The following is a 12,335-nucleotide window of genomic DNA, read 5'->3' on the forward strand; positions in this document are numbered from 1 at the left end:
CTTCTCCGTTTCTCGGATGGCGGGCCCTCGCTCTCCCCTCGAGGGCCCGCCTCCGATCCTCCGCGCCGGGGGTGTCACTCCGCGTCCCACGCCGGTGCGGGGAATTCCGGCGGCCGGTGTCGTCTCCCGTGACGACAGAATCCGACAGCGGCCTCCCAGGGCGTGTCCGCGAAGTCCCGCCGGGCCCGCGACCTCGTGGATGGGGCCTAGACCCCGCGCCGCGGCGGATGGGCGCCCAGCGCGCTGAGCCTGCGCAGCAGCAGATCCGGCTTGCTGTGCCGGGAGCAGACGTACATCGCGAACATCATGCGGACGTCGGCGGGCTTGGAGCGGATGCCGCAGACCGTCATGGCCCGTTCGATCTGGGTGCGGACGGTCGAGACCTTCACATCGAGCTGGGCGGCGGTCTCCTCGTAGGAGTAGCCGTCCGCGTACCACTCCAGCGCCCTGACCATTCCGTCGCTCAGCCCGGCCGCCCAGCTGGAGAACACCACCGGCTCATGGGCCATGGCCGGTTGGCCGGGTGCCGCCGGGTCCGGTACGTCCGGCAGGGTGAGCCGGCCGAGCCCGGCCGCGGCGCAGCGGGTGCGCAGCAGATGGAGGTCCTCGCGGTAGCGCTCCTCGGTGACGTCCAGTTCGTCCAGGATCCAGGCCACCCGCCCGCCGCGGGCGGTGCGGGCCAGCACATCGGCGAGATAGGGCTCCACGGTGAGGCCGCACTCGCGCACGGCCGCCTCCAGCGCGGAGGCCAGATGCGGTTTGAGCCAGTGCGGATGGTGGCGGGCATCCCATACGGCATTGGCCAGCACGACCGCGCTCACCGTCTTGCCGAACACCGCGCGCGCCCCGCACACCCACGGCGCGACCCGCTGCCGCCACTGCTCGGAGGCGGTGCACACCACCACGTCCGAGCGCCGCACCAGTTCGGTGAACCGCTCGGCGGTGCCGACGCCCCGCAGATCGGCCACGCACACGTCGTACTCGGCGCCGCTGACGGTCAGCCGCTCCACCGAGGGAACGTCGCTCACCACCGTCAGCCGTGGGTCCGCGTCGAGCGCGGCGACCAGACCCCGCCGGGTCATCTCGTGGTCCTCGACCACCGCCACCTGGAGCGGCGGTCCGCCACCGTGCTCCGCAGTGCCGTCCCTCATGCCGATCCCCCCTGTTCCGGCACATGGGTGTGCCGTGTTCCGTGCCCGCGCCGCGCGGGACAGGGATCGGCACGGTGCGCGGGCGGAAGTCCGCCGTGCCACGGGGGGTGGTGGAGCGCGCGCCGCTCGTCCGCGCACGGCCGCCGGCCGTCTCCGTACGCTCCACCTGGTTCCCCCGTCGTCCCCCGGCCTCCGGCAGGGCGGCGCCGTTGCCCACGGCGTCCGTTCTCATGCCAGGGGCATTGCCCTGCCGGAAGACCTCCCAGTCTGGGCAGACCGGGGAAGGCGCAATAGGGACCCTTGGCCCTTGATCAGGTGACCGGCGCGGATATCTGAGGGCGCATGGAGGCATTCAAGGGGCGTGCGAACGAACGGAGTTCACGCCGGGGGCCGTGCGTGCGGACACGCCCTACCCCTCCCGGGCCGCCAGGGACGTCCGCACCGCGCGTACCAGCGCCTGCGCCCGCGGATCCGCGGTGACCCCGCGCTGCATCCCGTTGGTGACGTAGCCGAAGCCGATCCGGGCCCCGGGGTCGGCGAAGGCGAGCGAGCCACCGCGGCCCGGATGGCCGAAGGAACCGGGCCCGAGCAGCGGGGACGCCGGTCCGTGCAGCATGTAGCCGAGCCCGAAGCGGGTACCGACCACCAGCACCCGGTCCGGCCCCGCCGACTCCTCGGTACGGGCCAGGGTCAGGGTCGCCGGGGCGAAGAGCCGTCCCCCCGCGCGGGCGGTGCGGGCCGAGGGCAGCGGCCCGATCAGCGCCGCGTAGAAGCGGGCCAGCGCGTCGGCGGTGGCCACCCCGCCCGAGGCGGGCAGTTCGGCGGCGAGGTACGCCGGGTCGTTCTCGTCCGGCAGCGGGGTGATCGCGGCGAACGCCCGCCGCGTCAGCGACTCCGGGTCCTGGTACGCCTCGGTCACCGACCTCTTGGGACGCAGCCGCAGCCCCTGGGCGGCGGGACCCGCGGGCGCCTCGACGGACGCGATCCGGCCGACGCGGGCGCGCTGCTCCGCGGGGAGTCCGAGCCACAGGTCGAGGCCGAGGGGACCGCTGATCTCCTCGGCGATCCAGCGTCCGATGGTCCGTCCGGTCACCCGGCGCACCAGCTCGCTCATCAGCCAGCTGTAGGTCTGGGCGTGGTAGCCGTGGTCGGTGCCGGGTTCCCACACGGGACGCTGGGCGGCGACGGCCCGCGGACCGGATGTCCCGTCCACCGCCTCGTCCGGGGTCAGCGGGGTGTCGAGCACCGGTATCCCGGTCCGGTGGCCCAGCAGATGCCGTACCAGCACCCGCTCCTTGCCGTTCACCTTGAACTCCGGCCAGTAGGTGCCGACCCGCCCGTCCAGGTCGAGCTGACCGCGCTGGTGGAGCAGCAGCGGCACCGCGGCGGCGACGCCCTTGGTGACGGACCGGACGACCTGCGCGGTGTGCCGGGTCCACGGCTCCGCGGTGCCGTCCTCCCCGGTGCCGTCGGCCGGGTCGTCCGCGTACCGGACACCGCCCCACAGGTCGACGACCTTCTCGCCCTCCCGGTAGAGCACCACGGCCGCGCCGCGCTCACCGCGGCGGGCGAAGTTCTCGGCGAAAGCGTCCCGGACCGGTTCGAAACCGTCGGCCACCGTGCCCTGGACGTCCACCACTGATCCGACTCCTGCCCTGCCGACCCGACCGAGTGCGCTGTGTCTTCCGCTGTGCCCCCCTTATGGTGCAACGGACCCCGGCGCAGGTCCGGACCGGGCCCCCTTCCGCGGACACCACCGGACGGCCCGCGGCAGGAGTCCGCTCAGCCGCCGGATCCGCTCACCCGCCGGGGACCGTCACCGAGCCGGGGTCGAAGCCGAACGGCAGCTCCAGCCGGTGGGCGCGCATCAGCTCCTCGTCGCACAGCAGCCGCTGGGTGGTGCCGTCGGCGGTGATCACCCCGCCGGAGAGCACCACGGAGCGCGGGCACAGCTCCAGCGCGTACGGCAGGTCGTGGGTGACCATCAGCACCGTGACGTCCAGCGAGCGCAGGATGTCGGCCAGTTCACGGCGCGAGGCCGGGTCGAGGTTGGACGACGGCTCGTCCAGGACGAGGATCTCCGGCTCCATCGCGAGCACCGTGGCGACGGCGACCCGCCGCCGCTGGCCGAAGGAGAGGTGGTGCGGCGGCCGGTCGGCGAAGTCCGCCATCCCGACCCGCTCCAGCGCGGTGCGCACCCGCTCCTCCAACTCCGCGCCGCGCAGCCCGGCCGCGGCCGGGCCGAACGCCACGTCCTCCCGCACGGTCGGCATGAACAGCTGGTCGTCGGGGTCCTGGAAGACGATCCCCACCCGGCGGCGGATCTCCGGCAGGTTCCGCTTGGCCACCGGCAGTCCGGCGACGGTGACCGTCCCCGCGCCCGCGTTCAGGATCCCGTTGAGGTGCAGCACCAGGGTGGTCTTGCCCGCCCCGTTGGGACCGAGCAGGGCCACCCGCTCCCCGCGGGCGACGGTGAGGTCCACTCCGAAGAGGGCCTGGTGGCCGTCGGGATAGGCGTAGGCGAGACCGGACACCTGGAGCGAGGGCGGCGCCTCGGGCCCGGTGGCCGGTGTCTTCGGGGTCTCGGCTGCGGTCACGTGAGCATCCATCCGGTCAGGCAGACCGCCAGCGCGGTCAGCGGGAGTGCGGCGGCGTACGTCCACTGGGCCCGGGACGCCGTCACCTCGTCGATCACCGGCATGGTGCCCGTGTAACCGCGGCTGACCATCGCCAGATGGACCCGCTCGCCCCGCTCGTAGGAGCGGATGAACAGCGCACCGGCCGATTTCGCGAGCACCCCCCAGTGCTGGATCCCCCGCGCCTCGAAACCGCGTGAGCGGCGGGCGATCCGCATCCGGCGCATCTCGTCGGTGATCACGTCCCCGTAGCGGATCATGAACGAGGCGATCTGCACCATCAGCGGGGGCATCCGCAGCCGCTGGAGCCCGAGCAGCAGAGAACGCAGTTCGGTCGTGGACGCCAGCAGCACCGAGGCGGCGACGCCCAGGGTGCCCTTGGCCAGGATGTTCCAGGCGCTCCACAGCCCGGACTGGCTGAGCGACATCCCCAGCACCGTGGTCCGCTCGCCCTCCGCGACGAACGGCATCAGCAGGGCGAAGGCCACGAACGGGATCTCGATCAGCAGCCGCCGCAGCAGGAAGCCCGCCGGGATCCGGGCCACCGCCGCCACTCCCGCCAGCAGCAGCGCGTACGCCCCGAAGGCCCAGACCGCCTCGCGCGGGGTGGAGACCACCACCACGACGAAGCAGAACACCGCGGCGATCTTGCAGTGCGGGGCCAGCGTGTGCACGGGAGAGCGGCCCTCCCGGTAGAGCTGGTGGGCGTGGCCCGCGCCCATGTCAGGACGTCTCGGCGGGCTCGGCCGACCTGCGCCTGCGCACCACCACGAAGACCCCGGTCCCCACGGCGAGGGTGGCGCCGACACCGATGACCCCGGCGAGACCGCCGGACAGCCGGGTGTCGGTGATGTCCTTCACGCCGTAGTCGGCGAGCGGGGAGTCCTTGGTGGCGTGGTCCTCGGTCTTCTTGTCGATGCCCTTGTCGGCGGCGACCTTCTCCAGCCCGTCCGGGCTGGCGGAGGCGTAGAAGCTGACCACACCCGCGCAGAGCAGGGCGGCGGCCAGACCGGCCAGCCAGACCCGGCGCGCGGAGCGGCGCGGGGTGGCGGCGGCCGGGGCCGGGGCGGTGCCGGCCGCGGGCTCCGGCGCCGCCGCGGCCCCGGGCTCGTCCGCCGTCCGCGCGGCGGCGGGGGCCGCGGCGGGCGCGCCGGGGGTGGCCACCGGACCGGTGTTGCGCAGCTCCAGGGGGCGGGCGGCCACTCCGCGGGCGCCGTGGACCAGGTCCGGGCGGACGGCCATGACCGCGCCGACGGTCAGGGCGGTGATCGCCGCCTCGCCGATGCCGATCAGTACGTGCACCCCGAACATGGCCGTGAAGACCTTGCCGATGGGGACGTCGGTGGTGCCGCCCAGCGCGTAGAGCCCGGTGAAGGCGGCCGCCGCGGCCGGGACGGAGACGAGCGCCGCCACGAAGGAGGCGACGGTGACGGTGCGGCGGCGGCCCGGGGCCAGCTTCAGCAGCCCGCGGAAGATCGCGTAGGCCACGACCGTGGCGACCACCGCCATGTCCGTGATGTTCACACCGAGCGCGGTGAGGCCGCCGTCGGCGAACAGCACCCCCTGCATCAGCAGGACCACGGAGACGCAGAGCACCCCCGTGCAGGGGCCGACGAGTATCGCCGCCAGCGCTCCGCCCAGCAGATGTCCGCTGGTCCCGGCGGCCACCGGGAAGTTCAGCATCTGCACGGCGAAGATGAAGGCGGCGACCAGGCCCGCCAGGGGCGCGGTGCGCTCCCCGCCGCCCGTACCGGCGTCGCCGGCGGGCCCGCCCGCCGTGTCCAGCAGCTCCCGGCGGGCACCGCGGAGACTGACCGCGACGGCGGCAGCGGCGACCACACCGGTCGCCGCGGACACCGGGGCGTTGATGAATCCGTCGGGGACATGCATCCGGGGGCTCCACTCCTGAGCTGCGCGTTTCGGCTCGATGGTAGCGCCTGTCTGCGAATGGTTCGCAAGAGCGGAGACATCGCAAAAAACGCCGATGGCGGCCTTCCTTGTGTGGGAAGGCCGCCATCGGCGCCGTGGGCGCCCCCATGGACACCCGTGGATCAGGCGTGGATCAGACGCGGGTCAGCTCCGCGTCCTTCTCCGGTGACGTGGTGCCGGTGCCGAGCTGCTTCTGCAGCTGCTCACCCTCCACGTCCACGTTCGGCAGCGCCTTGTCCAGCCAGCGCGGCAGCCACCACGCGGACTTGCCGAGCAGGGCGAGCACCGCCGGGACGATGGCCATGCGGACGATGAACGCGTCGAAGAGGACCGCGATGGCGAGACCGAAGCCGATCATCTTCACCATCGAGTCGGTGGAGCCGATGAACCCGGAGAAGACGCTGATCATGATGACCGCGGCGGCGGTGACCACCCGGGCACCGTGCCGGAAGCCGGTGACGATGGCCTGGCCGGGACGCTCGCCGTGGACGAACGCCTCTCGCATCCGGGTCACGAGGAAGACCTCGTAGTCCATCGCGAGACCGAACACCACACCGATCATGAAGATCGGCATCATGCTCATGATCGGGCCGGTCTCCTCCACATTGAGCAGACCCGCCAGCCAGCCCCACTGGAAGACCGCCACGACCGCGCCGAGCGCCGCGACCACGGAGAGCAGGAAGCCGAGCGCCGCCTTGAGCGGGACCAGGACGGACCGGAAGACGACCATCAGCAGGAGGAAGGCCAGACCCACCACCAGTGCCAGATACGGCACCAGTGCGTCATTGAGCTTCTTCGAGATGTCGATGTTCATCGCGGTCTGCCCGGTGACCAGCATGTCGGCGCCGGTGTCGGACTTGATCGAATCCGCCTCGTCGCGGATGTCGGCGACCACGTGCTCGGTGTCGATGCTGCTGGGCTTGTACTTGGCCACCACCGACAGCATGGCGGTGTCACCGGCCTTGTTGAAGGTGGCCGGGCTGACCCCGGCGACACCGTCGATGCCCGCGATGGTCTTGCGGACCTGGTTGGCGGCGCCCTTGGCGTCGTCGCTGTTCTTGGTGTCGACGGTGATCATCAACGGCCCGTTGAACCCGGGGCCGAAGCCCTCGGACACCATGTCGTACGCCTTGCGCTTGGTGGTGCTGGTCGGCTGCGAACCGTCGTCGGGCAGGCCGAGCTCCAGGCTCGCCACCGGGGCGGCGGCGACACCCAGGCCGAGGACGGCCACCACCAGCACCATCACCGGGCGGCGCAGCACGAACCGGGCCCAGCGGGTACCGGCGTTCTCCTTCTTCTCGCCCGTGTCAGCGCCCGCCTCGGCCGCCTTGCGGGCCTTGCGGCTGACGATCCGCTTGCCGGCGAACCCGAGCAGCGCCGGGATGAGGCTGATCGCGATCAGGACGGCGATCACCACGGTGCCCGCGGCGGCGAAGCCCATCTTGGACAGCATCGGGATGTTGACCACGGCGAGACCGACCAGGGCGATGACCACCGTGAGCCCGGCGAAGACCACCGCGGAGCCCGCGGTGCCCACGGCCCGTCCGGCCGCTTCCTCGTGGTCCCGTCCCTCGGCCAGCTCCGCCCGGTAGCGGGAGACGATGAACAGCGCGTAGTCGATACCGACCGCGAGGCCGATCATCATCGCCAGCGTCGACGTGGTGCTGGAGAGTCCGAGGGTGGAGGCCAGCGCGGTGATCGAGGAGATACCGATACCGACACCGATCAGCGCGGTCAGCAGCGGCATTCCGGCCGCGATCAGCGAGCCGAAGGTGATGGCGAGGACCACGGCGGAGACCGCGATACCGATCACCTCGGTGGCGCCGGTCTCGGGCATCTCCTGGAGCGCGTCACCGCCGATCTCCACGGTCATCCCGGAGTCACGGGCGTGTTCGCCGGTGTCCTCCAGCGCGTCCCGCGTCTTGTCCTCCAGCTCCATGGAGTTGACCTTGTAGGTGGTCAGGATGTACGCCGTGGAGCCGTCCTTGCTGACCCCCTTCGAGACATAGGGGTCGGCGACCGAAGCGACCTGGTCGGAGCTGGACTTGAGCTCGGCGATGACCTTCTTGACGGCCTTCTTGTTCGCCGGGTCGGTCATCTTCTCGCCGTCCGGCGCGTGGAAGACCACACGGGCCGTGGCGCCATCGGCGCTGCTGCCCGGGAAGCGCTCCTCCAGCAGGTCGAACGCCTTCTGCGCCTCCGTACCCGGGACGGAGAAGTTTTCATTGGCGGGCGGAGAGGCGGTGGCCGCGCCGACACCGGCGACCACCAGCAACGCCACCCATATCAGGGAGACCAAACCGCGTCGCCGGAAGGCGAAGCGACCGAGTTTATAGAGGAACGTGGCCACGAGAAGAGATGCTCCCGTCGAATAGATGACACGAACAGGTGGGGATGACCAGTCGGCGACGAGAGCGGCGCGCCGGCTGGCGACTATGGGGTTATGTGGGGAAGTTCGGGGAGTGTGGGGAGGTCAGGCGCCGAGAGCGGGGAGGATCACGGCATCGATGAAGTCCTCGAGGTACTCGAGATCAGGCTCTTTCGCCTCGATGAACGGGCGGGCGACATAGGCGCCGCACACGATGTGCGGGATGTAGCGCAGGGCGGGCGATTCGGCGGCGATCTCCCCCCGGTCGACGGCACGTCCCAGCAGGGCGTTGAGTGCCTCGAGCTCGGGGTAGATCAACAATTCGCGCAGGGCCTCCTGGAGGTCCTCGTTCTGATGAACGGCCTGGGCGAGCCCTCTCATCAGCGCCGCGTCCCGCTCCCGGGCGGGCTCGGAGCACCTGACGATCTCATGGAGGTCGCCGCGCAGCGATCCGGTGTCGATGTCCTCGAGCAGAATCGGCTTGGTACATCGCAGGGCGGTGGCGACCAGCTGCGGCTTGCTCTTCCACTGGCGGTAGAGCGTGGCCTTGCTGGAGTGGGTGCGGGCCGCGACGGCGTCCATCGTCAGGGCGTCGTACCCGACCTCCTGGAGCATGTCGACCACGGCTTCGCAGAGCTCGCGCTCACGCTCGGGGGACAACCGACTGCGGCGCACCCGGGCGGTGGGCTGGTCTTCTGTCTGCTGGTCCGTCGCCTGCATGGGGCGCCTCCCTCCGAACGAAACGGTTTCGTACTCGACCAGCATAAGCCCCTCACTAGCGAAACCGAGCCGTTTCGCTGGTGGTGTCCGTCACAGAACCGAGTTGCTCCCGGTCGCCGGGCCCGAAAACATGGGTGGAGTGAGCGACGCACACCGCGAACCACCGCGCCCCGGCAGCGATCATGCCTCCGCCTATCTGCGATTCCCGCATCTCCACGGCGAGTTGATCTGCTTCTCCGCCGAAGACGATCTGTGGGTGGCGCCGCTGGCCGCCCCGGGAGAGGCCCCGGGGCGTGCCTGGCGGCTGACCGCGGACCGTACCCGGGTGGGCCATCCCCGGTTCTCCCCGGACGGCTCGCAGATCGCCTTCACCACCTGGCGCAGCCTGGATCCCGAGATCCATCTCGTCCCGGTGGACGGCGGGCCGACCCGCCGGCTGACCTACTGGGGCAGTACGGATGCCCGGGTCTGCGGCTGGACGCCCCCCGACGCCGACGGCCGCTCCCAGATCCTCGCCGTCTCCTCCCACGGCCAGCCCTTCTCCTACTTCTCCTGGGCCTACGGCCTGGCCACCGACGGCGGCCCCGGGGGACGGCTGCCGTGGGGGCCGGTGTCCGACATCGCCGTGGCCGACCGGGACGGTGAGCACCGCACCCTCCTGCTCACCGGCAAACCGCCGCATGAACCCGCCTCCTGGAAGCGCTACCGGGGCGGTGCCACCGGACGGCTGTGGCTGCACGGCACCCGGCTGCTGCCCGACATCGGCGGCCATCTGGACTCGGTGATGTTCGTCGGCGACCGGATCGCCTTCCTCTCCGACCACGAGGGCATCGGCAACCTCTACTCCTGTCTGCCCGACGGCTCCGATCTGCGCCGCCACACCGACCACGCGGACTTCTACGCCCGGCACGCCTCGACCGACGGCTCCCGCGTGGTCTACCAGTGCGCGGGCGACCTGTGGCTGGTGGACGACCTGGCCCCGGAGTCCGTACCGCGCCGGCTGGCCGTACGGCTGGGCGGACCGCGCACCGGGCGGCGGCCCTACCAGATCCCGGCCGCCTCGCACGTCGACTCACTGGCGGTGGACACCACCGGCCGGGCCAGCGCGGTGTGCGTACGCGGCAGCCTGTACTGGCTGACCCACCGCGACGGCCCCGCCCGTACCCTCGCCGACACCCCCGGGGTCCGGGTCCGGCTCCCCTCGGTCCTGGGCGCCACGGGCCGGGTGGCGTATGTGACGGACGCCGAGGGCGAGGACGCGATCGAGATCGGCTACCTGCCGCGGGCCACCGAGGCGGGCGAACCGCGGCGGCTGGCCGCCGGGAAGCTGGGCCGGGTGCACGAGGTGGAGCCCGCCCCGGACGGGGATCTGCTGGCGGTGGCCTCCCATGACGGGCGGCTGCTGCTGGTGGACACCTCCCCCGACGGAAACGGCGAGGTCACCGAGCTGGTGCGGTCGCTCAACGGCCCGGTGGGCGATCTCGCCTTCTCGCCCGACTCCGCCTGGCTGGCCTGGTCCCACCCGGGCATCGGGCGTTCACTGCGCTCGATCAAGATCGCCCGGCTGTCGGACCGGACGACGGTGGATGTGACCAACGGCCGGTTCGAGGACGAGGAGCCGGTCTTCACCAGCGACGGCCGCTATCTCGCCTTCCTCTCCTGGCGCGGTTTCGACCCCGTCTACGACGTGCACACCGGCGATCTCTCCTTCCCCCTGGGCTGCCGCCCCTATCTGGTGCCGCTGTCCTCCGCGACCCCCTCCCCCTTCGCGCTGTCCCCCGAGGGGCGGCCGGCGGCGGGCGGGCTGGACCCGGACGACGGCGCGGCCGAAGGCGACGGCACCGTCACGGTCGAGGTGGAGGGGCTGCCCAGCCGGGTCACCGTCTTCCCGGTGCCCGCCTCCAAGTACTCCTCGCTCTATCCGGTCAGCGGCGGCGGACTGGTGTGGCTGCGCTGGCCGATCTCCGGCGCGCTCGGCGAGACCTTCGCCAACCCGGCCGACACCTCCGCCCGTCCCACCCTGGAACACTTCGACCTGGCGAAGGCCAAGCGCAGTGAACTCAGCGCCGAACTGGACTGGTTCGCGGTCAGCGGCGACGGCTCCCGGCTGGTGGTCAACGACGAGGGCGATCTGCGGGCGGTGCCCGCCACCGAGTCCGGCGACGGCGACTCCACCGTCCACATCGACATGCGCCGGATCCAGCACACCGTCGATCCGGCCGCCGAGTGGCGGCAGGCCTATGAGGAGGCGGGCCGGATCACCCGGGCCTACTTCTGGGAACCGGATATGTGCGGTATCGACTGGGGCGGGGTGCTCGACCAGTACCGGCCGCTGGTCGAACGGGTTGCCTCCCCCGATGAGTTCGCCGATCTGCTGCGCGAGGTGATGGGCGAACTGGGCACCTCCCACGCCTATGTCAGCCCCGCGCGCCGCAACGAGGGCCCGGCCCACTACCAGCGCCCCATCGGGCTGCTGGGCGCCAACTTCGCCCGCACCAAGGACGGCGCCTGGATCGTCTCCCGCATCCTGCCCGGGGAGTCCTCCGACTCCCGGGCGCGATCGCCGCTGGCGGGGGCGGGCATCCGGGAGGGCGCCACCCTCACCCATGTCGACGGGCGCCCGGTGGACCCGCTGTCCGGGCCCTATCCGCTGCTGACCGCCGCGGGCGGCACCACGGTGGAGCTCACCTTCGCCCCGTCCGAGGGGGACGGGCCGCCGCGCCGGGTCGCCGTGGTCCCGCTGATCGACGACCGGCCGCTGCGCTACCAGGACTGGGTGGCCAAACGCCGGGCGGTGGTGCGGGAGTTGAGCGACGGACGGTGCGGCTATCTGCACATCCCCGATATGGGCGGCTCCGGCTGGGCCCAGTTCAACCGGGATGTGCGCCGGGAGATGTCGCTGCCCGCCCTGATCGTGGACGTCCGGGGCAACGCGGGCGGCAACATCAGCGAGCTGGTGGTCGAGAAGCTCACCCGCACGGTGATGGGCTGGGACCTCACCCGCAACGCCCAGCCCGTGTCGTACACCAGCAACGCGCCGCGCGGGCCGGTCGTCGCCGTCGCCGACGAGATGACCTCCTCCGACGGGGACATGATCGCCGCGGCGATCAAGGTGCAGGGCATCGGCCCGGTGGTGGGGCTGCGCACCTGGGGCGGGGTGGTCGGGATGACCGGCCGTCATCTGCTGGGCGACGGTACGGCGATCACCGTGCCGATGAACGCCGCCTGGTTCGACGCCTACGGCTGGGGCGTGGAGAACCACGGGGTGGAGCCGGACATCGAGGCGCCGCGCTCCCCGGTGGACTGGGCCGAGGGACGCCATCCGCAGCTCGGGGTGGCGGTCCGTACGGCGCTGGAACTGCTGGAGCGCCATCCGGCGGCGAGCCCGCCCGGCTACGCGGACGTCCCGGATCTGCGGCGCCCCGAACTCCCGCCGCGCAACGGGAACTGAGCCCGGCTCCGGGCACGGCGAAGGGGCGCGCCCGGAGCTGGAGCGCGCCCCTTGACCGTGCCCTCGTGGCTGACGCCGGG

The 12,335-nt window shown here is 72.0% G+C and carries 8 protein-coding genes; 1 reads left to right on the forward strand and 7 read right to left on the reverse strand.

What is annotated here, in order from left to right:
- Positions 1–206: 206 nt before the first annotated feature.
- The 7 genes from AC07FT_RS04105 to AC07FT_RS04135 all read right to left on the reverse strand — a co-directional run bounded on the left by AC07FT_RS04105 (position 207) and on the right by AC07FT_RS04135 (position 8,804).
- Complete coding sequence (locus AC07FT_RS04105; RefSeq protein WP_471194454.1) at positions 207–1,151, reverse strand: sigma factor-like helix-turn-helix DNA-binding protein; 945 nt, start codon at positions 1,149–1,151, stop codon at positions 207–209.
- Between the two features lie 409 nt (positions 1,152–1,560).
- Entirely contained in the window at positions 1,561–2,790 is a 1,230-nt protein-coding gene (locus AC07FT_RS04110) for a serine hydrolase domain-containing protein (protein ID WP_479173785.1), read from the reverse strand.
- A gap of 160 nt (positions 2,791–2,950) precedes the next feature.
- The gene (locus AC07FT_RS04115) at positions 2,951–3,760 is read right to left on the reverse strand and encodes an energy-coupling factor ABC transporter ATP-binding protein (protein ID WP_479173787.1); all 810 of its coding nucleotides are present in this window, start codon (positions 3,758–3,760) and stop codon (positions 2,951–2,953) included.
- Positions 3,745–4,509 carry a cobalt ECF transporter T component CbiQ gene (gene cbiQ / locus AC07FT_RS04120; RefSeq protein WP_471194463.1) on the reverse strand — a complete coding sequence of 255 codons (765 nt, stop codon included), beginning with the start codon at positions 4,507–4,509 and terminating at the stop codon, positions 3,745–3,747. Before cbiQ ends, AC07FT_RS04115 begins: the two co-directional genes overlap by 16 nt.
- Before the next feature lies 1 nt (position 4,510).
- A complete protein-coding gene (locus AC07FT_RS04125; protein ID WP_479173789.1) occupies positions 4,511–5,677 on the reverse strand; it encodes an energy-coupling factor ABC transporter permease in 1,167 nt (388 codons plus the stop codon).
- A 172-nt stretch (positions 5,678–5,849) separates the two neighbouring features.
- Positions 5,850–8,066 (reverse strand): MMPL family transporter, encoded by a 2,217-nt coding sequence (locus AC07FT_RS04130; RefSeq protein ID WP_479173791.1) that lies wholly within the window; start codon positions 8,064–8,066, stop codon positions 5,850–5,852.
- A 123-nt stretch (positions 8,067–8,189) separates the two neighbouring features.
- On the reverse strand, positions 8,190–8,804 hold the full coding sequence (locus AC07FT_RS04135) for a TetR/AcrR family transcriptional regulator (protein ID WP_479173792.1): 615 nt from the start codon (positions 8,802–8,804) through the stop codon (positions 8,190–8,192).
- A 130-nt stretch (positions 8,805–8,934) separates the two neighbouring features.
- On the opposite strand from AC07FT_RS04135, the gene AC07FT_RS04140 reads away from it, so the two are divergent.
- Positions 8,935–12,255: a S41 family peptidase gene (locus AC07FT_RS04140; protein WP_479173794.1), complete on the forward strand. Its 3,321-nt coding sequence runs from the start codon at positions 8,935–8,937 to the stop codon at positions 12,253–12,255.
- The last annotated feature ends 80 nt before the right edge of the window (positions 12,256–12,335 follow it).

This window comes from Streptomyces sp. NPDC045899 (assembly GCF_056431485.1).